The sequence below is a fragment of the Yoonia sp. 2307UL14-13 genome, assembly GCF_037572755.1.
Taxonomy (GTDB): Bacteria; Pseudomonadota; Alphaproteobacteria; order Rhodobacterales; family Rhodobacteraceae; genus Yoonia.
Genome location: NZ_JBBIFZ010000001.1, coordinates 185,656 through 208,136 on the forward strand (window position 1 = coordinate 185,656; position 22,481 = coordinate 208,136).

General features: G+C 59.8%; 24 protein-coding genes and 1 tRNA gene. 8 read left to right on the forward strand and 17 right to left on the reverse strand.

The window, feature by feature from the left end; all coding sequences use genetic code 11:
- The first annotated feature begins 86 nt into the window (after positions 1-86).
- The 3 genes from V8J85_RS01030 to V8J85_RS01040 are packed head-to-tail and all read left to right on the forward strand — an operon-like array spanning position 87 to position 2,441.
- The gene (locus tag V8J85_RS01030; RefSeq protein ID WP_339951342.1) at positions 87-431 is read left to right on the forward strand and encodes a hypothetical protein; all 345 of its coding nucleotides are present in this window, start codon (positions 87-89) and stop codon (positions 429-431) included.
- Positions 428-1,390 carry a hypothetical protein gene (locus tag V8J85_RS01035; RefSeq protein ID WP_339951344.1) on the forward strand — a complete coding sequence of 321 codons (963 nt, stop codon included), beginning with the start codon at positions 428-430 and terminating at the stop codon, positions 1,388-1,390. The genes V8J85_RS01030 and V8J85_RS01035 overlap by 4 nt, the downstream gene beginning before the upstream one ends.
- Entirely contained in the window at positions 1,374-2,441 is a 1,068-nt protein-coding gene (locus V8J85_RS01040; RefSeq protein WP_339951346.1) for a type VI immunity family protein, read from the forward strand. The genes V8J85_RS01035 and V8J85_RS01040 overlap by 17 nt, the downstream gene beginning before the upstream one ends.
- Before the next feature lie 4 nt (positions 2,442-2,445).
- On the opposite strand, the gene V8J85_RS01045 is transcribed toward V8J85_RS01040, so the two are convergent.
- The 6 genes from V8J85_RS01045 to hisB all read right to left on the reverse strand — a co-directional run bounded on the left by V8J85_RS01045 (position 2,446) and on the right by hisB (position 7,161).
- Positions 2,446-3,729, reverse strand: a complete 1,284-nt coding sequence (locus V8J85_RS01045) for an alpha/beta hydrolase family protein (protein WP_339951348.1) — start codon at positions 3,727-3,729, stop codon at positions 2,446-2,448.
- A gap of 248 nt (positions 3,730-3,977) precedes the next feature.
- A complete protein-coding gene (locus V8J85_RS01050; RefSeq protein WP_339951350.1) occupies positions 3,978-4,874 on the reverse strand; it encodes a hypothetical protein in 897 nt (298 codons plus the stop codon).
- Positions 4,875-5,028: 154 nt separating this feature from the next.
- Positions 5,029-5,244: a hypothetical protein gene (locus tag V8J85_RS01055; RefSeq protein WP_339951352.1), complete on the reverse strand. Its 216-nt coding sequence runs from the start codon at positions 5,242-5,244 to the stop codon at positions 5,029-5,031.
- Between the two features lie 55 nt (positions 5,245-5,299).
- Positions 5,300-5,770, reverse strand: a complete 471-nt coding sequence (locus V8J85_RS01060) for a lytic transglycosylase domain-containing protein (protein ID WP_339951354.1) — start codon at positions 5,768-5,770, stop codon at positions 5,300-5,302.
- A gap of 168 nt (positions 5,771-5,938) precedes the next feature.
- Positions 5,939-6,577, reverse strand: coding sequence for an imidazole glycerol phosphate synthase subunit HisH (gene hisH, locus V8J85_RS01065; protein WP_339951356.1), 639 nt, complete (start codon positions 6,575-6,577; stop codon positions 5,939-5,941).
- The gene (gene hisB / locus V8J85_RS01070) at positions 6,574-7,161 is read right to left on the reverse strand and encodes an imidazoleglycerol-phosphate dehydratase HisB (protein ID WP_339951358.1); all 588 of its coding nucleotides are present in this window, start codon (positions 7,159-7,161) and stop codon (positions 6,574-6,576) included. Before hisB ends, hisH begins: the two co-directional genes overlap by 4 nt.
- 129 nt (positions 7,162-7,290) lie before the next feature.
- On the opposite strand from hisB, the gene V8J85_RS01075 reads away from it, so the two are divergent.
- Positions 7,291-7,941: an imidazoleglycerol-phosphate dehydratase gene (locus V8J85_RS01075; RefSeq protein ID WP_339951360.1), complete on the forward strand. Its 651-nt coding sequence runs from the start codon at positions 7,291-7,293 to the stop codon at positions 7,939-7,941.
- A gap of 201 nt (positions 7,942-8,142) precedes the next feature.
- The gene (locus V8J85_RS01080) at positions 8,143-8,451 is read left to right on the forward strand and encodes a hypothetical protein (protein WP_339951362.1); all 309 of its coding nucleotides are present in this window, start codon (positions 8,143-8,145) and stop codon (positions 8,449-8,451) included.
- A 44-nt stretch (positions 8,452-8,495) separates the two neighbouring features.
- Here the strand turns inward: V8J85_RS01080 and V8J85_RS01085 are convergent.
- From V8J85_RS01085 to V8J85_RS01110, 6 genes are all read right to left on the reverse strand, one after another.
- A tRNA-Gly gene (locus tag V8J85_RS01085) sits at positions 8,496-8,570 on the reverse strand.
- Positions 8,571-8,752: 182 nt separating this feature from the next.
- Entirely contained in the window at positions 8,753-9,193 is a 441-nt protein-coding gene (locus V8J85_RS01090) for a T6SS immunity protein Tdi1 domain-containing protein (RefSeq protein ID WP_339951364.1), read from the reverse strand.
- Between the two features lie 128 nt (positions 9,194-9,321).
- Positions 9,322-9,729: a VOC family protein gene (locus V8J85_RS01095; protein WP_339953047.1), complete on the reverse strand. Its 408-nt coding sequence runs from the start codon at positions 9,727-9,729 to the stop codon at positions 9,322-9,324.
- Entirely contained in the window at positions 9,720-10,226 is a 507-nt protein-coding gene (locus tag V8J85_RS01100; protein WP_339951366.1) for a DUF2314 domain-containing protein, read from the reverse strand. The genes V8J85_RS01095 and V8J85_RS01100 overlap by 10 nt, the downstream gene beginning before the upstream one ends.
- Complete coding sequence (locus V8J85_RS01105) at positions 10,226-13,669, reverse strand: pyruvate carboxylase (RefSeq protein WP_339951368.1); 3,444 nt, start codon at positions 13,667-13,669, stop codon at positions 10,226-10,228. The genes V8J85_RS01100 and V8J85_RS01105 overlap by 1 nt, the downstream gene beginning before the upstream one ends.
- 86 nt (positions 13,670-13,755) lie before the next feature.
- Positions 13,756-14,880 (reverse strand): hypothetical protein, encoded by a 1,125-nt coding sequence (locus V8J85_RS01110; protein ID WP_339951370.1) that lies wholly within the window; start codon positions 14,878-14,880, stop codon positions 13,756-13,758.
- A gap of 134 nt (positions 14,881-15,014) precedes the next feature.
- Between V8J85_RS01110 and V8J85_RS01115 the strand changes: the two genes are divergently transcribed.
- Positions 15,015-15,764: an SDR family oxidoreductase gene (locus V8J85_RS01115; protein ID WP_339951372.1), complete on the forward strand. Its 750-nt coding sequence runs from the start codon at positions 15,015-15,017 to the stop codon at positions 15,762-15,764.
- Here V8J85_RS01115 and V8J85_RS01120 read toward each other — a convergent pair.
- Together V8J85_RS01120 and V8J85_RS01125 are read right to left on the reverse strand one after the other, a co-directional pair.
- Entirely contained in the window at positions 15,761-16,894 is a 1,134-nt protein-coding gene (locus V8J85_RS01120; RefSeq protein WP_339951374.1) for an alpha-hydroxy acid oxidase, read from the reverse strand. The genes V8J85_RS01115 and V8J85_RS01120 overlap by 4 nt on opposite strands.
- A gap of 3 nt (positions 16,895-16,897) precedes the next feature.
- Positions 16,898-17,599 carry a ZIP family metal transporter gene (locus V8J85_RS01125; RefSeq protein ID WP_339951376.1) on the reverse strand — a complete coding sequence of 234 codons (702 nt, stop codon included), beginning with the start codon at positions 17,597-17,599 and terminating at the stop codon, positions 16,898-16,900.
- Positions 17,600-17,696: 97 nt separating this feature from the next.
- Here V8J85_RS01125 and V8J85_RS01130 point away from each other — a divergent pair, with 97 nt between their 5' ends.
- Positions 17,697-20,219 (forward strand): ATP-dependent helicase, encoded by a 2,523-nt coding sequence (locus V8J85_RS01130; protein WP_339951378.1) that lies wholly within the window; start codon positions 17,697-17,699, stop codon positions 20,217-20,219.
- A gap of 57 nt (positions 20,220-20,276) precedes the next feature.
- Here the strand turns inward: V8J85_RS01130 and V8J85_RS01135 are convergent, their stop codons facing one another.
- Positions 20,277-20,876 (reverse strand): LysE family translocator, encoded by a 600-nt coding sequence (locus V8J85_RS01135; protein ID WP_339951380.1) that lies wholly within the window; start codon positions 20,874-20,876, stop codon positions 20,277-20,279.
- A 148-nt stretch (positions 20,877-21,024) separates the two neighbouring features.
- Here V8J85_RS01135 and V8J85_RS01140 point away from each other — a divergent pair, with 148 nt between their 5' ends.
- Positions 21,025-21,402 carry an Lrp/AsnC family transcriptional regulator gene (locus V8J85_RS01140; protein WP_339953048.1) on the forward strand — a complete coding sequence of 126 codons (378 nt, stop codon included), beginning with the start codon at positions 21,025-21,027 and terminating at the stop codon, positions 21,400-21,402.
- On the opposite strand, the gene V8J85_RS01145 is transcribed toward V8J85_RS01140, so the two are convergent.
- Both V8J85_RS01145 and V8J85_RS01150 read right to left on the reverse strand, forming a co-directional pair.
- The gene (locus tag V8J85_RS01145) at positions 21,399-21,929 is read right to left on the reverse strand and encodes a hypothetical protein (protein WP_339951382.1); all 531 of its coding nucleotides are present in this window, start codon (positions 21,927-21,929) and stop codon (positions 21,399-21,401) included. The genes V8J85_RS01140 and V8J85_RS01145 overlap by 4 nt on opposite strands.
- 6 nt (positions 21,930-21,935) lie before the next feature.
- A complete protein-coding gene (locus V8J85_RS01150; RefSeq protein WP_339951384.1) occupies positions 21,936-22,424 on the reverse strand; it encodes a LysM peptidoglycan-binding domain-containing protein in 489 nt (162 codons plus the stop codon).
- Positions 22,425-22,481: the final 57 nt, after the last annotated feature.

Below are 22,481 nucleotides of genomic sequence, written 5' to 3' on the forward strand. Positions count from 1 at the left end.
AGGCAATGATGTAGCAGTTAAGACCCCCACCCGCATCGCCAACGCCAAAGCGTACAACTGGTTCCCTTGTCTTCACCAACCGGCAGATGCGGCAGCAGGCGCGGCGCTGGCATCGCGATAATCCCGCCTTTATGGAAGAAGCGCTGCAATCCATGGACCGCTGTCAGGACGCGGCAGAGCGGGATCTGGCGCGCCGTTGGCATACAGAGGCTTTGGATATCGGGTTCTGGACCAAGAAGGATGTCGTGCAATACCCGCTCGCTTGCCTTCATGCGGGTGGCAGCCTGATCACAGTCCCGTCGTTCTGCCAATATCTGGATCAATTTACCGAAGCGGATAAGGATATCATGCAAAAATTGCTCGACACCGCCCCGCTGCATTACTGGACCTATCTGAAAAACAAGACGGCTGAGGGGAGGTGGACGCCATGAGCGTTTGTGAAGAAACGCTGGGACCGGGCCTGGCCGCCTATCAGGAAATGACAGATGCCGGACGTTTCTGTGAACTTGCCGATTTCGACGACAACCTCGCCCGGATTTGCCGCGGTGCGACGGGTGAGGCCCGAAATCGGGCGTTGGAGGCGGCGGATAAACGGATGCTTTGTTCGGTCCTGCGTTGCTGCGATACGAACGCGATCCCGGCAGCGAGCGGTTCCGGGCGCAACCAGTATCAGACCTGTGCGGATCGCACCTTGTCGGCGGCAGAGGGATTCATGGGCCATGACAGCCGGTTCAAGCCCGAGGTCAGCTATAACATGCGCACAAATCCGCCGACCCCGCTGATGGAAAAGGGCCTGTTCGGCGGGCTGACGACCGAGAGCATTCCGTGGAACCCGGGCGGGATCGCCCACATCAAGAACCGGATCGAACAGGACGGGGGAGGGCCGTATGAGGCAGGCAACGCACGCAGGCCCGACGTCACAATCGTGCGCGACCCCAGTTCGCCGCCCGTTGGGCCGAACATCTTTCGGATCGTGGATTTTAAGTTTGGTGGGGATACGATGGGCGCACAGCAGGAGCTGGCTTACAAGCGGATAGGCGGTGGGCGAGACCCACTGGTTTTGGATACGCAGGAATGCGATTGTTCGAACGATGACGAAACGCGAGGACAAGTTGCCTTGGCGATTGCCTCTCAAAGTGCGCGGGAAAACGACCGCTCCGCGCTGGAACGGCTTGGATGGGGTGCATTGGGAACTGTGGCGATGGTCGGAGCTGCCGCTCTTGCGCTTGTGCCCTTAGACGGCCCTGCGGGTGAAACCGCGTCTGGCGCCGGCGCTCTTGCCGCCTTCTCACGCGCCTTTTCTGCGGTCGGTTGGACAGCGACCCGGCGACAGGCAGCAGCAGCGGCATCAGCGCAACGGTGGCGGGCGATCTATGGCGGAGGGCCTTGATATGGGTGAAATGGATTTCAATCCGTCCGAAGTGCTGGAGGCCATCGCGCCGACAGTGATGCATGGCAAATCAGAATATGTTGTCGGGCGTATTTGCTTTTCGATGATGTTTTTCATGCCAGCTGACGGTAACTATTCCACGCCGCCGCGGATGGTCGAGGCTGAGCAACGTGTTGCGACGGAGTTTCCAAGAGAAATCTATGAGCATTGGGTTTTCGAAGATCCTTATGCGCGAAACTCCAAAAAGGGCGAGACTGCGCCCTCGTTAACCGATCGTTTAGCCAATTTCATGACTAACAATGAAACGCATTACAACGGTGCATTTGGCGGAAAATATTGGGTTGGTCGGAAGGATGGCATGGCACCTCCTGTTCAATTTTTACAGTGGTACTATGATCGTGTCCTCGAAAAGGAGTCCCATGCGGAGTTGGACGAAGCGAATATTTTTCAACTCAACATACCGCTCACCGTTATTGATGACTTGGCTCGTCCAAAATTTACCCAAAAGCTGTTCAGCGACCTCTGCCAGATATTGCAACCGCTATCCGCTGTTGGCGGTTTGTGTATGGCCACGCCTTTGGCTGCCATCTTGCAGCAAAAGCAGAAAGAGCTGGAAACACTCCTCCCCATCACCGACAACCACCCCGGCCTTCTGTTCGGTAGCGCGTTCAACATGTCTCAGCACACCCGTTTCCGTATGAGCGCGGTCAACTGGCTGACCGCCATCCGTGGCGACTTGCTGGAGCTTTGCGGCGGGCGTGATGGTGTGCTGGACACCCTCACCCGCCCGGGGATCGAAACCGCGCCTTACGGTGACGCGGGGCTGCTCATCCAGGCGGGCGAGACGCCGCAGATGGGTAACCTGGCCGAAGGCGTGATCCTGCCGCATTACGGCGACGTGGCCCGCGCGCTACGCCCGGCGCGTCTGCATATCGATGGCGGGCGGGCGCCGCATGTTGCCTACTACGGCCCCGAGGCGACCAATTATTCGGACGAAAAGATGTGGGCCGCCCAAAACGCCTGGCTCGCCCGGTTCGACGAGATGGTCTAAGGCGCTACTCCCCCGCCGCCTTCGTCTCGAACCGCAGCCCCGCGGCGCTGCGGTTGGGGAAGCCTTCCCAATAGGTGTGCTCGTCCGTTTCGTTCCCGTTGTCATCCACCGCCCACACACCATCCTGCGCGACGGGGACAAGGTCGAAATAGGCCGCCTTGTCCGTATCCCTCTTCAAATGCAGGTCCAGATAGGCGCTGATAAAGTGCTGGCTGATATTGTTCATCCGCACATTGTCCCAGACGGGATCTGCATAGTGCTCGAACGGGGCCCAGCCAAGCGTCTCCGACACGGCATAGCTTTCGGTAGGCGCGGGCATGGGGGCGCCCGCATTGTGGTTGGCGTTGTCAAAGGTCAGCAGGTGCCGGGTCGTGTTCACCGTGTCATCAAAGATGCCCCGGATATCGTCATAGATCGACACGTCGTCGATGCCCCCCGCGATCAGCATCAGCGGTTTGTCGATCCCCGCCCAGCCATCGGCATCCCAGAACCCCGTGTTGTTCCCCCAGGGGCCGAAGGCGACAAAGGCTTTCACCCGGTCATCCTTCAGCGCCGCATGGCTGTCGGTACCCATCATGTTCCGCTCCAACAGCCCCTGCGGTGCGCCCCATTCGTATGCGGTCGACGCCCGCGTCACGCCAGCGCCCGCGTAGATCAGCGCGCCATAGCCGCCCATGGAATAGCCGATGATGGCCACGTTATCGGCCTGGATGATCTGCCCCAGATCGCCGTCCAGCGCCGTCACGCTGTCGATCACGAACCGCTGGTCCCACGGTCGGTTCACCAGGGTCGAGCCAAAGGCCGTCTGGTCGTCATATGTGCTGTCCGGATGGTCGATCGAGGCCACGACATATCCCTTGGAGGCGAGGTTTTCGCCCAAGGGTGACATCAGGTGCCGATTGCCAGGATAGCCGTGCGAAATAATGACGAGCGGGTAGGTTTCGGACGTGTCGGGATTTGCGTCGCGGGCGGCTTGGCCGGTCAGCGTCGCCTCGGTTTCGCCGTCCCGCAGGAATGTCGTATAGGTCCCGCCCGGTGCGGTATCGTCGGTGGCCGGGTACCAGATTTCCACGGTCAGTGCGCGATCATATCGCGCGATCTCACCGTCTGCCCCGGTGTTCACCACGTCGATCTGGTCGGGGTTGGTAAAGGTCATCGTCTGCACGCCGATCTTGTGGTCCCCGAACGCAGCGTGTTCCGGCGCGTCGGGGCGCACGATGTCGATCCGGTTTTCGGCGGTGGCTGTGCTGGCCGTGACGATGGCGAGAGTGGCGGGGAGGGCGCGCATGGGTGGTCTCCTGCTGGGTTGTTCGACGGGATGGTAACGCAGTGGGATTTGGATGCCAGCACAGAGTGCACGACCCCGATCATAGTGGTGACCCGTGTGGTCATCTCACCGAACGTTGCGGTATGGATTTCGACTATGTCAGTGGTCTTTTGGCGGATCGGGGTAAGCGTCGAATGGCCCTGAATGACGGTACAAGTGCGCGCCCACCGGGCTAGCGATGATGACCGGAACCGTCTTGGTAGGGCGCGTTACCCGTCGAATTCATCAAAAGCCACAGCCGACCGCAAAAAGCCTATCCGTTCGGCATTGCGCTCAGCAATGCAGCGGGCCATCCCACCGTCCGCAGCGAAGGGGAGCGTGCCGCTCAGTGCGCAGTCCAACTGGTGGCTTTCACGCCAGATGCCTTGGGCGTAGGATATTGCGGTGTCACCGGCATCGCCTTGGTTGTTCGTGATTGCCGCAATGGCGCTTGCTTCGCTTTCATTCAAAATAGCCTGCCAAACCATGCTTTCATGTGCCCAGCAATCGGTCCAATCCTGCCCCACCTTACAATGGTGGTCCCGTATGTCGGCGGCTTGCACAATGCCAAGACAGGATTGCGGGTCGGGGTTGTCGTTTACACAGTTGGACAGCAGGTCTATCCCTCCTGCCGTGGCGACGCTGGCGATCTGTCCGATCCCGTTGCGCGGTGTGTCCGGCGTGACGGAACCGCCATCGCAGGCAAGCATTGCGCCGCGTCCACCGGGTGAGTTTACTCTTATTCTGCCCTCGGCAATGCGGACAGTTTCGTTTTTATTGCCGTAGGAAAACACCGCAGCGGATACCTCATAAGATGTATCGCCATTGTAAAATCTTATTTGTTCGAAATAGCTGCCGCTCACCCGATTGAACGGCACGGCCTGAAGATCGCTTATCGTGGAGGACAGCGATAATTCTGGCCTGTCCAGATCAGCGCCGAACGCATAGGAAACGATATCATCGGATCGGCAAAGCGCCACTTGCTTTGCCCCATCGTCGAATGTGCAGTGCATCAACACTGTACTGCCGTTTCGGCAGGCGTCGGCCGCTTGCGCCGCGCCCATGTTCGGAAACACGAGGCAAAAAAGCCCAACTGTTGTTTGGATGATCGTGGATGATTTGATCATGTGCGGCCTCTGGCTTCGGCACCTCTTGACGCATGCAGAAAGCCTGCATCTTCGCTTTGTTGTCAAGGAACGGATCGGTACGCAGTTGGTGCCGCGTCCGCCCGAAGCCTATTATCGGTGACCTCGCCTGGCGGAATTACCAGATAATCTCAGCTCAACCGGAACAGCGTATTGTCGCGACCCGCAGCAGGGCAGCGGTCCATATCACGGCACCCACGGATGCCACGGCATTCAGTCCGCGGCCAAGCCAAAAATATTCATAAGGTGGGCCGAACCCATGCAAACCTTCCAACCACGTGCCAAGGGCATAGGTGGCTACCAACAACGTGAATGTCATCACCCATGTGATGGCGCGTCGTCCCAGATGCATTTTTCAGCCTTAGTTGGAATCCAAGTCAATGGGTATGCGAGGGTTGGGGGTCTACTCACCCCGCCCGCAAACCCGTTTCGACCAACAACCCCCGCCGCTTGGCTTCGTAATAATATCCACGTGCATACCAGCCGACCGCCGTATCCTCATCCCCGTCCGAGACGAGCCATGCCCCCCGCAGATACCGGCCCGCATAGATCAGGTTCGTTTCCGCGTCGAGCAGCCCCTCGGGCGATCCGCGATAGCCCATCGTGCGCGCCGTTTCGGGCAGGATTTGCATCAGCCCGTAATAGGGACCGTTCCGGGCGGCGGGGTTGTGGGTGCTTTCGCGGATGATCACTTTGTGCAGCAGGGTCACCGGAATGCCATGCACGTCGGCGTATCTGTTGATCAGGGCACGTAGTTCGGGTGTTTCGTTGGGATAAAGCGGAATGGCGCGGGATGCTTGCCGCGGTTCTGGCTCGCTGCGTCCGCAGGCGGCGAGGCCTGCCAGTAATCCGATAAGTGTCAGACGACGTGTGATCATGGTTTCTGCTCCTCTCTGCGATCTTTGCGGTCGCGTCTATCGGCCAGTCTGTTCGTTAACAAACCCCGGCAGCGACGCGCGGCGGGGTCCGATGGAATTCCGATAGAATTCCGATGGTTTTCCGATCACGTTTCAGACCCGTTTGTTATGCAATAACGCAGGCCCGGATCAGGGTGACCAACGCAGGAAATTCCCGATCATCCGCAACCCCGCGGCTTGGCTCTTTTCCGGGTGGAACTGGGTGCCGATGATCGTGTCGCGCCCCACGATCGCGGTGACGTCGCCCCCGTAATCCACATGGGCCAAGCGCTCGGCCGGGTTGGCGACATCCATCGCATAGGAGTGGACAAAATACGCATGTTCTCCGGTGCTTATCCCATCCAGAACGGGGTGCGGGTGGTCGATGACCAGGTCGTTCCACCCCATATGCGGCACCTTCAACGCCGGGTCCGTCGGAGCGATCCGCCGGATGTCACCGGCGATCCAGTCGAACCCGGGCGTTTCCTCGTATTCATGGCCCGTCGTCGCCAACATCTGCATGCCGACGCAAATGCCAAAGAACGGACGCGCCTTGACGGTGACCGCCTCCACAATCGCCTCTGCCAAGCCAGAGCGGGCAAACAACTCCGCCCGGCAATGCGGAAACGCCCCGTCACCCGGCAGCACGACGCGGTCGGCTTTGGCCACGACTTCGGGGGCGGACGTCACGACGATGTCGCCCGCCCCGACCTCGGCCGTCATACGTTCAAACGCCTTCTGGGCCGAGTGCAGGTTGCCGCTGTCGTAATCGACCAGCGCCGTGATCATAAGCTACCCTTGGTCGACGGGATCGCATCGGCCTTGCGCGGGTCGGTCTCGACCGCCTCGCGCAGCGCGCGGGCGACAGCTTTGAACGCCGCCTCGGCGATGTGGTGGGCGTTGAAGCCATGCAGTTTATCGATATGCAACGTGATGCCGCCGTGGGTGCTCAGCGCCTGAAAGAATTCGCGCACCAGCTCGGTATCGAAGGTGCCGATCTTGCCGAAGGGCAGGTCCAGATTGCAGATCAGATAGGGCCTGCCCGACAGGTCGAGCGCACAGCGGACCTGCGCGTCGTCCATCGCCAGATCGCACGCGCCATAGCGGCGGATGCCACGTTTGTCGCCCAATGCCGCGGTCAGCGCCTGACCAAGAACGATGCCCACATCCTCGACCGTGTGGTGGTCATCGATATGCAGGTCACCTTTCGCACGCACGGTCATGTCAATCAGCGCGTGGCGCGACAGCTGATCCAGCATGTGGTCGAAGAAACCGACCCCTGTCTGATTGTCGTAAACCCCGGTCCCATCTAGGTCGATGGTGACGGTGATATCCGTCTCGGCGGTTTTGCGGCTGATCGTGGCTGTCCGCATGGTCTGATCCCTCGTTACGTCACCGCTCTATAGGGCGATCGGGGAGGGGGGCCAAGGCCCCGTGCATTTTCAGCAATATTTAAGGGTTACGGTTTATCGATCGTGAAGACAGCAGCGAAAGGACCCGCGATGAAAGCGATGATCATGCGTGAACAGGCCGATAAGGCGACGGAAACCGCCCAGGTGCTGATGGATAAGGGGTTTCAGGTCGTCTGCGTCGAAAGCCAGCGCTATGCGCGGGCGGTTCTGGCGGCAGAGCCGATCGATCTGCTGGTGCTTGACGAAACGATCCACGGGCGGCTGACCCATGCCGTGGCGTTGCTGGGTGAATTGCGCCACCCTTACATCAGCACGATCCTGATGACCGACCTGCAGGGCGGGGATATGGGGGAACTCTACGATCTGATCCCGTCGCTTTATGCCATGGCGGGGTGCGACATCAGCGGCGATGTCCTGGGCAAGCTGGCCATCGCGGCCATCGAAAACGTGGATCAGGCGGCGGTGCGCGTGGCCCGACATCAGGCGGCCGATCTGGCCGAGGCTGCATTGGATGATGCGATGCCGGAACTGATCGCGGACGATGCGCCCCGCAAATCCGATCCAATGGCGGCCTTGGCTGCCGCAATCGCAAAGCCGGACGCGGATGAGATCCTCATTCTGACGGAAAAGGACAAGACCACCTTGCCACATTTCGTGCGCAGGCCCACGTCACGCACGATTTCTGCTCCGCAGTTTGCACGCATCAGTAGAAGTGCTGATGCCAGTTTGGCGCTGCAATAAGGCCAGATTGTCGGCAAACGGGTACATTGTCAGCGGTTCGGCAAAACAATCCGAACTGTTAACAATTCTTTATGCATGGGGGATCACCAGTCACGATTTCAACGAGGCCGCGCCCTAATTTGCGCCGGATCACTTGCCAATATGACGCCAAGGCAACGGCCTTTTCGACCGTCATGCCCGTTAATTGGTAAGGAGTTTATCGTGACCAAATTTATCCCTCTCGCCGCCATCGTTGTGACGTGTGTCCTTGGTTCCGCGGCGATTGCCGACGGCGATCAGCCTGCCCCGGCCTATATCAACGACATGCCCTATCCGGCCGAAGTCCCGGTGTACACGCCGCGCGTCGTCTTTGATGATATGCCGTTTCTGGCCGTCGGGCCTGTGTTCGGCGACATGCCTTATCCGGCGCAGATGGAGGCGTACACACCAATGCGCATCTTCGCCGATCTGCCCGCCCCGTCCTATGGCGCGCAGCCCGTCGATCATGCAGCGCTTGATATCGATGGATAAAATGCAAAAGGCCGGTCGCAACGACTGGCCTTTTTGCTTTCGAATGGAGCGGGCGATGAGATTCGAACTCACGACCCTAACCTTGGCAAGGTTATGCTCTACCCCTGAGCTACGCCCGCGCGCCAATTCGTGAAGCGTCATCTATAAAGAGACGGCCCGTTCCGCAAGGGGGAAAGTTGTCCTTCACACAGGTTTTTTCAACTTGCCGAAGATGATCGAACGTCAGTCAAGGTGAGCCCCTTGCTTCACCCTGCAGTACACTCTGCGCGCACTGCAAACAGTCCAAACTGTGCACCGCAAGTCAATCAATTAAGCGTAATTCAATTTGTGCCCCATCGGGCAAATCTCTGATCGCCAGTGCCCAATCGCCGGAATGTTCTATCAATTCCTCTATGGGCACGCTCCGAATGTTTGACGCATCATACTCGCCGCCAAGCACACCCGGAATAACCAAATAGTAAGCATAGCCTTCCTTTAAGCTACCCAAATTCTGACAGGCCAATTTGACCAGGTTGGACATATTCCAATCCACCTGAAAGTCTTCATCTTCAATAAGTTGGAGATAGTCTTGCGAGTTCTCTGCCACCATTGCGCAATCTAGCTCTTCCGGGCAAATACGCCAAACGGCTTGATTTTGGTCCAAAACTAGGAAGTTACCGAATTCATTGCGCCCGACAATTTCTGTAGCGTTCAGGCCGGTCCACCCCCAGTGTTCATTAATTTTGTGTATAATGCTCGACACTTGGTTCGACCGTTTAGTTCAGATATCAATATCAGCGACGCTGCAACTCTGATCAAGGTCGGTTTTGTCCCGCGTTGCCATCATCCTGTAATTGACCTCTCGGGTTAAGACGATGGCCGCCGCTGGTTTCATCCCGACCCCATGCCGCTCTCCCTGAACTGGATCAAATCCCACCGATTGCCGAACGGATCGGCGAAGACCGCGACCTGGCCATAGGGTTCATCGCGTGGTGGCTCTTCGAAAATCACGCCTTTGGCCACAATGGCAGCATGATCCCGATCAAAATCATCCGTTTGCAAAAACAACCAAACACGGCCGCCGCCCTGATTGCCGATGGCAGCGACCTGCTGGTCCCCGACGGCTTTGGCCAGCAGAAAAGCCGTCTCCGCCTCTTTCGGCGCCACCCGCACCCAGCGCTTGCCGCCGCCAAGGTCGGTATCTTCCAGCAGGTCGAACCCCATTTGACCCACGAAAAACGCGATGCCCGCGTCATAATCGGGGACGAGGATCGAGACGAGGGCAAGCCTCAATCGCAGGTCCAGTCTGCATCATATGGCGGGTTCGCCAGGGTTTGCAGAAACGCCTGATCACCCAGCTGTTCGTAAATGACGCGGGTGGTGTAGTGGCCATAGTTCAGGCCGTCCGGCCCTGTCCAACTCCAATCGACGATCATGTCATAGGTGAAATCCAACTGATCCCCGGCGTTCAGGCCTGGCATCGCATTGGGTTGGTTCGCCAGAAAACCGGCGAAATTTTCGCCGTCCCACGCGGCGAAGGGGCCAACCCAGATCACTTCGTGCGTGACCTCGGCGTTTTGAACGGGAACACGGACTTTCAAATAGCCATCGCCCGGCCCGTAACCTTCATCGTCCACCTTTTCGCAGAGGAAAAGCGGCAACGAAAACTGGGCCTGCGCAATGGCCACGTTCATGACCGGATCCGAAGAATCAAAGCCTGTGACAGGATCGCCGTCCTGCGCCAGAACAGGACCGGTAAGGCCGATGAAGAGGACCGTTGCAACACGACCGAGCATCACTCAAACTCCACCAGCAGATCCTTGGCATCGATCTGCCCGCCCGCCTGCACATGCACGGCCTTCACCACGGCGTCGCGTTCGGCGTGGATGCCCGTTTCCATCTTCATCGCCTCGATGGTCAGCAGCAGGTCGCCTTCCTTGACCTTCTTGCCCGCAACGGCGGCAACCGTTGCCACCACCCCCGGCATGGGCGCACCCAGATGGTTGGCATTGCCGTCCTCGGCCTTGGGGCGAAGGACCTTCTCGGCCGCCGCCAGCCGGTTCATCACCCGGATCGTGCGCGGCTGACCGTTGAGTTCGAAGAACACCTTGACCTCGCCATCCTCGTTCATATCCGCAACGGCCTGCAGCCGGATCTCGAGGATCTTGCCGGGGTCGATCTCGGCCACGATTTCCTCGCCCGGCTCCATCCCGTAGAAGAACGTCCGCGTCGGCAGCGTGCGCACGGGGCCATAGATGCGGTGACGGCCCATGTAATCAAGGTAAACCTTGGGGTACATCAGATAACCGTTCAGGTCCTCGTCATCGATCTCCATATCGTCCAGTTGCGCCGAAATCTCCGCCCGGGTCGCTTCCAGATCAACCGGTTTCAGGGATTTCCCGGGCCGTTCGGTGATCGGTTTTTCACCCTTGAGGATTTTCTTCTGGATCGCCTTGGGCCATCCACCGGGCGGTTGCCCCAGCGCGCCGCGCATCATGTCCACGACGCTGTCCGGGAAGACGACGTCGACGTTCGGGTCCTCGACCTGCGCCCGCGTCAGCCCCTGGCTGACCATCATCAGGGCCATGTCGCCGACCACCTTTGAGGACGGCGTGACTTTCACGATATCGCCGAACATCTGGTTCACGTCGGCATAGGTCTGCGCGACCTCGTGCCAGCGTTCTTCAAGGCCCAGGGAGCGCGCTTGCGCCTTGAGGTTGGTGAACTGGCCGCCGGGCATTTCGTGCAGATAGACCTCGGAAGCCGGGGCCTGCAGGCCGGACTCGAACGCCGCATAGTGGGCACGGACCTGTTCGAAGTAATTACTGATCTCGCGGATCGCGCTGATATCAAGGCCGGTATCGCGGGGATTGCCGCGCAGGGCCTCGACGATGGAGCCCAAGGTTGGCTGTGAGGTGTTCCCTGACAGCGCGTCCATTGCCGCGTCCACACAATCCACCCCGGCCTCGGTCGCGGCGAGGATCGTCGCGATGGCCGCACCCGATGTGTCGTGGGTGTGGAAGTGGATCGGCAGTTTGACCTCCTCCTTCAGTGCCTTGACCAGAGCTGTCACAGCAGCGGGCTTCATCAACCCCGCCATGTCCTTCAGCCCCAGCACATGGGCGCCTGCGGCCTCGAGTTCCTTGGCCATGCCGACGTAGTATTTCAGGTCATATTTGGACCGGTTGGGGTCCATCAGGTCGCCGGTGTAGCAGATCGTACCTTCGCAGACCTTGTTTGCCTTGATCACGGCGTCCATGGCGACACGCATGTTTTCAACCCAGTTCAGGCTGTCGAAAACGCGGAAGACGTCGACGCCCGATTTGGCTGCCTGGGCCACAAAGGCCTGCACCACATTGTCGGGATAGTTCGTGTAGCCCACCCCGTTAGAGGCGCGCAGCAGCATTTGCGTCATGATGTTCGGCATCACCGCACGGATATCCCGCAGCCGTTGCCAGGGACATTCCTGCAGGAACCGGTAGGCCACGTCGAACGTCGCACCGCCCCAGCATTCGACGCTGAACAGCTGATGCATCTTGGTGGCATAGGCCGGGGCCGCGCCGATCATGTCGATGGACCGCATGCGCGTCGCCAGCAGCGATTGGTGCCCATCCCGCATCGTCGTGTCGGTGATCAGCAGTTGCTTTTGATCGCGCATCCAGTCGGCCACGGCCTCCGGCCCGAATTCGTCCAGGATGTTGCGCGTGCCGGGCGTGATATCGGTCGTCGGCTTGACCGGCGGTTTCGGCATCCGCACTTCGGCGGCGGGGCGGGGGCGCCCCGCCGTTTCAGGGTGCCCGTTCACCGTGATGTCGGCGATATAGGTCAGGATTTTCGTCGCCCGGTCACGGCGTTTCTGGAAATCGAACAGCTCTGCCGTCTCGTCGATGAACTTCGTGTGGTATTCGTTGTTCAGGAAGGTCGGATGTTTCAGCAGGTTTTCGACGAACGCGATGTTGGTCGACACGCCGCGAATGCGGAATTCGCGCAAGGCGCGGTCCATCCGGGCAATCGCCATCTCTGGTGTTGGTGCCCGCGCAGTGACCTTGGTCAGCAGGGAGTCGTAATAGCGCGTGATCACAGCCCCCGAATAGGCCGTTCCGCCGTCCAGACGGATGCCGGGGCCGGTGGCTGACCGGTACATCTGAATGCGCCCGTAATCGGGGATGAAGTTGTTTTGGGGGTCTTCGGTCGTGACCCGGCATTGCAGGGCGTGGCCGTCGAGTTTCACGTCGTATTGAGACGCACATCCCGTCGCTTCGACAATCGACTTGCCCTCGGCAATCAGGATTTGGGCGCGAACAATGTCGATACCCGTGACCTCTTCGGTGACCGTGTGTTCGACTTGGACGCGCGGGTTCACCTCGATGAAGTAGAACTCGCCCGTGGCCATATCCATCAGGAATTCGACCGTGCCCGCGCATTCATAATTCACATGGGCGCAGATTTTCTTGCCCAGACTGCAGAGCTGCTCGCGCTGGGTGCCGGACAGGTACGGGGCAGGGGCGCGTTCGACGACCTTCTGGTTACGGCGCTGAACGGAACAGTCGCGTTCCCACAGGTGGTAGATCTGACCGTGACTGTCCCCGAGGATCTGCACCTCGACATGGCGGGCGCGCATGATCATCTTTTCCAGATAACCCTCGCCGTTGCCGAACGCCGCCTCGGCCTCGCGACGGCCTTCGAGCACCTTCTCTTCCAGTTCATCCTCGGACATGATCGGGCGCATGCCGCGCCCGCCACCGCCCCAGGACGCCTTGAGCATCAGGGGATAGCCGATTTCGGCGGCTTCCTTCTTGATGGCCTTCATATCGTCGCCAAGAACCTCCGTCGCGGGAATGACGGGGACACCTGCGGCGATGGCGACCTTGCGTGCGCTGGCCTTGTCGCCAAGGGCGCGCATCGTTTCGGCCTTGGGGCCGATGAATGTGATGCCATTGTCGGCGCAGGCATCCACGAATTCGGGGTTTTCGGACAAAAGACCGTAACCCGGATGGATCGCATCCGCGCCCGACATCTTGGCGACCCTGATAATCTCGTCGATCGACAGATAGGCCGCGACGGGCCCCAGCCCCTCACCGATCCGGTACGCCTCATCCGCTTTGAACCGGTGCAGACCCAGCTTGTCCTCTTCGGCGAAGACGGCGACCGTCTTCTTTCCCATTTCATTAGCTGCCCGCATGATGCGGATCGCGATCTCACCCCGGTTGGCAATCAAAATCTTCTTGAACTCGGCCATGATCCGTCCCCTTCGCAATCGCAGCATTGCTTAAGCAGTTTGTGACGGCAGGTAAACCGGTACTAATACGGATTTGGCGCTAACGGTCAGAGTTCCTTGGCCGGTTTGCGGGACAGCAGGATGTAGCGCGTGACGGCATAGTTCAGTTGAGCGGCGTCACCGGACGTGCCGAACAAGACCGCTTTTTCGTCATTGTGCGTGCGCGTGCGACCGTCCGGCGGACAAGAGCCGAAGGTGATCGATTTGGCCTTTCTGGCGGGATCCAGCGCCTTGATGCTGTCGCCGGTGACGCTGGTCAGCAAGAGCCAGTGATCACCCAACGCCTTCTTATAATCCGTCGTATATTTCTTGTCCTTGTAATCGACCCAGACGGCAACAAGACCGCCACCGTACAAATGGCCGATGATCTGCGCGTAACCATCATCTGGCGTCGGCAAAGCTGTGTTACCGTGGCCATATTCAACCGCCTTCATGCCAAGCGCACGCGCACCGGCCGCGACGGCCATCGCGGACGAGCCGGTTTGAAAAGCACCGCCCTTTTTGAGGATTTCATTTGCCTTGATGGGGGTCAAATCCGCCGGTTGAAGACCTGCGGGCCAATGTTTCGTGCGCGATCCGATCGCTGTTGCAGCCATCGTCAAAGAACACAGCGTACAGCCCCATTGGCTGATCGTCTTCGTGCCTTTGCCGAGGTTCGTCGTCGCATAATCCCGTTGTTTGAATGCGACGGGATCATCCGCTGTTTTGTTGGTCTGCTTGCCTGCCTTGGCGGCCATTTTGCCGGCGGATGCCCCGTGGCCCGCCGGCGGGGCAAAGGATTGGTTGCCGCCGAATGGATCAAAGGCAAAGCTCTGAAATCCGACCGACGCCCCGGCGAGGCCCGCGATCTCGCGGGTGACGGGCAGGAACGGGATTGCATGCGCGTTCGCGACGTTTCCATTCAGTTTGATCCATGTCTTACCATGCGGATCGATACGCCCGTCACAGCTGTCGGGGCGCCACCGCATGACGATGGACTGGAATGCGGTGATCGCAGCGACCGTCAAAGGGCCGCAATCACGATCGACGATAAGGGTCTTGCCCTCGCACGCGGCCTTGAATTGCGGGTCGTTTGCCATCCAGCAATTCAGCAGATCCTGCACGACGCCGGTGTCGCCCTTGTCGTTCGGTGCGCCCTTGCCAACGGCCTGTACAATCCCGTGCGTCATCATCTCGGCAAAACCCCTTCAACTCGTATCCGTGTTTGATGTCCACAAATCGTGACCATTTCAAGACAGACGGCCCGATCGGGCGGAACGTTCCGCACGGCACGATGTTGGTTTTCGGCAAACGATAGGAGAGCGACATGACACGGTTCGAAGGCAAACGCATTCTGATCACAGGCGGCACCAGCGGTATCGGCTTCGCCACGGCCAAACGGATCGTCGCAGAGGGTGGCGAGGTCGCCGTGACGGGCGTAACGCAGGACCACCTCGACGAGGCGGGGCGCGACCTGCCGTCGGGCAGTCTGGTCCTGCGAAATGATGCGGCCGACCCGCAAGCGGCCAAGGATCTCGCCGAAAAGATCAAAGAGCAGATGGGCCAGATCGATGGCGCCTATCTGAACGCGGGGTTCGGCACCAACATGGCGACCGAAGATGTCGATGCCGAAGGCTTCGATGCGATGATGGATGTCAATGTCCGTGGCGTTGCCTTGCAGATGGCCGCCCTGAAACCGCTGATTGCGGATGGTGGCGCGGTGTTGGTCACGTCGTCCGTCGCGCCCTATCTGGGTGGGGCGAAAGGCGCGATTTACGCCGCAACCAAGGCATCCTGCCTTGCAATGGCACGCAGTTGGGCCAAAGACCTCGCCTCGCGCAACATTCGCGTCAATGCCGTCGCACCCGGCCCGATCGAGACGAATTTCTTCGAAGCTCTGGGCGAGGGCGGTGAGGAGGCGGAAGAGATGAAAAAGCAGATTGCCCAGGCCGTGCCTTTGGGTCGGATGGGCAAACCCGAAGAGGTCGCCGCCGTGACATGTTTCCTTTTGTCGGACGATGCCGCCTATGTGTCGGGTTCGGAATACATGGTCGACGGAGGCATGACGCTTCGCTAAATGCGCAACGTGCCCGGCAGATCGGCAAGCGTTCGCGCCCCGATCTGCCCCATATTGCTGATCATGTCCTGCCGCAGGATATCCACCACATGGGCCGCACCTTTGGCGCCCAACGCCGCAAGACCATAGTGAAAGGCCCGCCCCAACATCACGAAATCCGCGCCAAGCGCCAATGCGCGGAGAATGTCCAGCCCGCCCTCGATTCCGCTATCCAAGATCACCGGCAGAGTGGTCGCCGCCCTGATCGCAGGCAGCACGTCGATCGTCGCCGGTCCCCCGTCGAACTGCCGCCCTGCATGGTTGCTGATCCAGATCGCGTCCGCCCCTTCATCGGTCAACCGTGCGGCATCATCGGCGCGACCCACGCCTTTGACGATCAGCGGGCCGTCCCAGACTTCGCGCAATGATTTGAAATAATCCCAGTCGGGCGAGGTCCGCAGCAGATAGCCGATATGCTGGTTCGAGGGCAGGGCGCTGCGGTTCTGCGAATAATCGTCCATCAGCTTCATCCGTGGCATGCCGGTCTGCCGGATACCGTTCAGCCAGACCGGGCACATCGCCGCCTGCATGGCAAGGCGTGGCGTCAGCTTGGGCGGGTTGGTCAGCCCCCCACGGGTTTGCCGTTCTCGTCGCGACGCGACAGGAACGTCCACGGTCATGACCAGCGTATTGAATCCCGCGGCCCTGACCCTTTTCAGAATGTCATCGCGAATATCCGGATCGCGCGGCGGGTAAAGCTGAAACCACGCATGATCGCCCGCCAGCGGACCCACATCCTCGGGCAACTGCGTAGAGACGGTGGATAGCGTAAACGGCAACCCTTCTTTCGCCGCGGTCCTGGCCAGCATCTTCTCGGCGCCCGGCCAGATCAGGCCCGACATGCCAACGGGGGCAATGCCGAAGGGCAGCGGGTAGGTCTGGCCCAGAAATCTCGTACCGAGGTCAGGATCGAATTCCCCATGCAGGATCGACGGATTCAGCAGCACCCGATCCAGCGCCGTGCGATTGCGCCGCTGCGTGGCCTCCACCCCGGTCGCGCTGTCCAGATATTCCCACACGAAATGCGGGATTCGCCAACGGGCGCGGGCCTTCAGATCGGAAATCGCGGGGTAGCGGCTGTGTAAACGCATGACTTATCCAATCAACAAATGTCCGCCGAGGCCCAGAAGAAATCCTGCCACCGCGCCCAGGGCCGGTCCAAACCGGTTTTTGACCTTCGCCTCCGGCGCGATGTCCTGAAACACCAGATAAAGGATCGCCCCTGCCGCTGCCAGCATGATCGTCGCGGTCAATTCCGGCCAACCTGCAAGAAGGAAGTAACCCGCCAGCGCCGCCGCCGGACCAATCAAGCCCAGCAAGACAAAGCGCCGCAGGATAGTATGACCGGTTGCTCCGGTCTGCAACTGCTCGCGATAGGCGTTGAATCCCTCCGGCAGGTTCTGAAGCCCGATCATCAGTGCCAATAACACGGCCGTGCTGCCGCCATTCGCGAAGACGGCGCCGAGGGCGAGGGCCTCTGGGATGAAATCGGCCAGCATGGCGACAAGCTGCGCCCGGCTCGAGCCACTGCGTTCAAGTTGCCGATCGATCAACGACATCACGACGGCACCCGCGGCGATCCAGCCGATCACGGCGAGCGGGCCAAGATGTTCCTGTCCTTCGGGGATCAGCACGAACACGACGGCGCTAAGAAGGGCGCCACCCCCGAACGCGATGACGGCATGTCTGAAATCGGTCCGCAACCAGTCGGACCGGATGTTTTCCTGACGGGCGAGCCACCCACCAAGCGGGATCATCGCACCAGCCAATCCGGAAAAGAGAACAAGCTGCAGCATGGCCATGAAGTATCGCAAGCAACCGTCTAACGGAAGCGCGGAACATTAGTAGAACAAGGGCTTTCCCTGTGTTTGGATTCGGGGTAGTTTGCCCGCTATGAGTGATTTCACCGAAGAAGATGCGTTCGAAGCCGCCGTGCCGCTAAGCCAGCGCGCGATGGCACGACCTGCCATGCCCTATCTGGACGGGCTGAACCCCGCACAGCGCAAGGCGGTCGAGACGTTGGATGGGCCCGTTTTGATGCTTGCCGGGGCAGGGACCGGCAAGACGAAGGCACTGACGACGCGGATCGCGCATTTGCTGGCGACAGGCACGGCGCGACCCAACGAAATTCTGGCGGTGACGTTCACGAACAAGGCCGCGCGCGAGATGAAAAACCGCATCGGCGGCCTGATGGGTGAGGCGGTTGAGGGGATGCCGTGGCTGGGGACGTTTCACGCGGTCTGTGCCAAGCTACTACGCCGTCATGCAGAACTGGTGGGGTTGAAATCGAATTTCACCATCCTCGACACAGACGACCAGATCAGGCTAATGAAACAGCTGATCGCTGCTGCCGATATCGACGACAAACGCTGGCCCGCGCGGATGCTGTCGGGGATTATCGATGGCTGGAAGAACAAGGCGTGGACGCCGGACAAAGTGCCCGTCGCGGAAAGCGGCGCGTTCGATCACAAGGGGGTGGACCTTTACGCGGCCTATCAGCGCCGCATGCTTGACCTGAACGCCGTCGATTTCGGCGACATCCTCTTGCACATGGTCACGATCTTTCAGAACCACGACGATATTCTGCAGCAATATCAACGCTGGTTCCGCTACATCCTCGTGGATGAATATCAGGATACGAACGTCGCCCAATATCTCTGGTTGCGCCTGCTCGCCGGTGGGCACAAGAACATCTGCTGCGTTGGCGATGACGACCAGTCGATCTATGGCTGGCGCGGGGCCGAGGTGGGCAATATCCTGCGGTTTGAAAAGGATTTTCCCGGCGCGCATGTGGTGCGGCTGGAGCAGAATTACCGATCGACCCCCCATATCCTCGCTGCCGCGTCCGGCGTGATCGCTGCGAATAAGGGGCGGCTGGGCAAGACGCTGTTCACCGCGCAGGAACACGGCGAAAAGGTTCGCCTGATCGGCCACTGGGACGGCGAGGAAGAGGCGCGTTGGATCGGTGAGGAAGTCGAGGCGATGCAGGGCGGCACCCGTGGCATGGACCCGATGAACCTCGACAAGATGGCGATCCTTGTCCGCGCGTCCCACCAGATGCGCGCGTTCGAGGATCGGTTTCTGACCATCGGCTTGCCCTACCGCGTCATCGGCGGCCCGCGTTTCTACGAACGGATGGAGATCCGGGATGCGATGGCCTATTTTCGCCTCGCCGTCAGCCCAGAGGATGATCTGGCGTTCGAGCGGATCGTGAACACCCCCAAACGCGGCCTTGGCGACAAGGCGGTGCAGACGATCCAGCGCACCGCGCGGTCAAACGGCGTGTCGCTGGTCGAAGGGGCGCGGCTGTGCTGTCAGGGTAAATTGCTTGGCGGTAAAGGGCTGAAAGAACTGACCAGCTTGGTCGCTTTTCTTGACTTGTGGAATTATTTGACCTTCGAAGCAGGGAACCCGGACGAAATCAACAAACGTCGTGACGAAGTGGCGGTTTTGGAGTCTGACGACTACGACGGCGATTTATCTGTTGATGAACGAAAAGGGCGAATCGAGTGGTTACAACGTATCATTGTCATTCTGAGTGGCGACCATATCGAATTTGCTAAGATGGTTTTAGAAGACTCCGGCTACATGGCCTTCTGGCAAAACGACAAAACGCCCGAGGCGCCCGGACGGCTCGAAAACCTCAAGGAACTGGTCAAGGCGCTGGAGAATTTCGAGAATCTGCAGGGGTTCCTCGAACATGTCAGCCTGATCATGGACAACGAAACCGAAGAGGCGGGCGAAAAGGTCAGCATCATGACCCTGCACGCGGCCAAGGGCCTCGAATTCCCCGCCGTGTTCCTGCCGGGGTGGGAAGACGGGCTGTTCCCCTCGCAACGGTCAATGGATGAAAGCGGGCTCAAGGGCCTGGAGGAAGAACGCAGGCTCGCCTATGTCGGCATCACGCGGGCCGAGGAGCTTTGCACGATTTCCTTCGCCGCGAACCGCCGCGTCTACGGCCAATGGCAGTCGCAAATGCCGTCGCGGTTCATCGACGAATTGCCCGAAGAGCATGTCGAGGTGCTGACGCCGCCCGGTCTTTACGGCGGCGGCTACGGGGCGGCGGGCATGTCGGCCAGCGCCTCGCCCGCCATTGCGGGCGGTTTGCAATCCGATCTGCACGAACGCGCGGCTGAGGCGAATGTGTATAACTCCCCCGGCTGGCGCCGCTTGCAAGCGCGGGGACAGCAACGCGGCATGTCGCAGCCGAGCGAGGCGCGGAATATGACCATTGATCTGGACGCCGTGTCTGCCTTTACCGAGGGCGACCGCGTCTTCCATCAGAAATTCGGCTATGGTGAGGTAATGGGGATCGAGGGCGACAAGCTGATGATCGAATTCGACAAGGCCGGGTCGAAACATGTTGTGGCGAAATTTGTCGTGTCCGCCGGGCAGGCGGATGATGTGCCGTTTTAGGGGGAGATTTTTCGTGACGAAAAATCTCCCGTCCCGAAAAATTTGGCCAAATTTTTCTTAGGTCATCAACATTGGCCAAAGTGACACGACCAGCAACACCGCCATCGTTACGTTGAACATGCGCAACCTGCGCGCCGTCCCCAGCCAGCGGCGTACCTGCACCCCCATCCATGCCCAGACAGTGACCGAGGGCAGGTTGGTCGCCGAAAATACTACGGCCACCAGCGACGACCCTGCCAATACACCCATGTTCTGCGGCGCATAGGCGCTGATCGCTGTGATCGCCATGAACCATGCCTTGGGGTTGACCCATTGAAACGCCGCTGCCTGAAGAAAGGTGAAGGGCTTGCCCGTCACCTCTTTCGCCTCAGGTGCCACGGCATTCGCGATCTTCCACGCTAGCCACAGCATATAGGCCGCGCTCAGCACTTTCAGGACGATGTTGAGAACCGGATAGCTTTCAAACATGCGCAGAAGGACGACACCGACCATCACCACCATGAACGCATGGCCCAGCGAAATGCCCAGCATATGCGGGACCGTCCGGCGCAGCCCGTAATTCGCACCAGAGGCCATCAGCATCAGGTTGTTCGGCCCCGGCGTGATGGAACTGGCAAAGGCAAAGCCGATGAGGGCGATGAGGATTTCGGTTGTCATACGCGCAATAATAGGCGCGCTTTGGCACAATGAAATTGCCAAATTGTGCAGCACCTTTATTCTTTCGCAATAAATGACGGTGAATGACCCCATCAACGGCGTGACATTGCGCGCCCTATCGGCGGATGGCCGGATCAGCAATCTATAGCTGGCGGACAAGGTGGGCCTGTCCCCTTCCGCCTGCCTGCTCCGGGTGCAGGATCTTGAACGCAGGGGGGTGATCAAAGGCTATCGGGCACGGCTTGACCCAGCCCAGACGGGGCGGGCTTATGTGGTCTACGTGGCCGTGGGTCTTGCCGAACATACCAAAGCCGCGCAAGAAGGGTTCGAACGGGCGATGCAGGCGGCGGAGGAAGTGACCGAATGCCACAACGTCGCTGGCGCGTTCGAATACATGCTGCGGGTTGAAGTCGCCGATCTGCCTGCTTACAAAGCGTTCCACACCGACATCCTCGGCACAGTGCCGCATGTGCGGTCGATCACCAGTTACATGGTGATGGGGTCGCCCAAGGACGTACGAAGTTAGGACATCCCGAGCTTTCGCCGCATGTCACGATAGACCGCCTCGCGCGCCGTGTCCTTTTTCCGGTTCCGCTTTTCCAGCGCCTTCAGCACACGGCGGGGATCGCAGCACCAGTAGGGCGTGCCGTCCGCGTCGCGTTCCGTGGCGCCGTCCATCAGGCTGTCATAGGGATCGGCATGCGCAATCACGATGTCCAGCATACCCCGTTCCGTCACGAACAGCCAATCCAGATGATCCGCTGTCGGCGGGTCTGGGCGCCACGCCGTGCAGGCCTCAAGCGTGCCGCGTTCGCCGCCCCAGCCGTCAAGGTAGGCAGCAACCGCTTCCAGATCGCGCAGACAGGCTGCGACCCGGTGCAGATTTTCAGGCGACAGTTCCGGCACGACGTCAAGGTCGTTCGGGGCCAGATCAGCCCCATGCAGGGCCAGCACCTGCGATCCGCAGAGCACCCATTGCACATCATGCGTCGCCAGCGCTTTGATCAGCGCGGTTGGCTGCAGGGCAGGGCGGTCCGTCGGATCAAGGCGCATGACCGACTAGATATCATCGCGCGGGATACGCAGCACCTGACCGGGAAAGATCAGGTTGGGGTCAGTCACGATATGCTGGTTGGCCTGCAGGATGGGTTGGAAGTCGGGGCTGCCGTATTGCGCCTGCGCGATGTTGGTCAGCGTGTCGCCCGCCTGCACGGTATAGGGCTGCCACCCGCGATAGCCGGGCAAGATCAGTGGACCAAACAGGATGGGGATCAGAGCCGACGGACCATCCGCGGTGGCGCCGTCATCGGCAATCGACAGGAAAACGCGGGTCAGCTTGAAAGCATTGGTATCAGGGACGGTGATCGACCCCTGAAACTGGCGCAAGCCCAGTGATCCGACGCTCAGTGTTCCTGAAACCTCATCATGACCTTCGGTGACACGCACGCTCAGCGTGCCTTCGAACCCGGCGGCATTGCCCGCGATCAGGATTTCGGACCCGACAAGATCGAAGGGCTTGGGTTGTTGAATATCAAGTGTAACGGACATGAAAATCATCCTTTCTGAGAAAATGTGCAGTCTTCAATGCGGGTCAGACTACAGCAA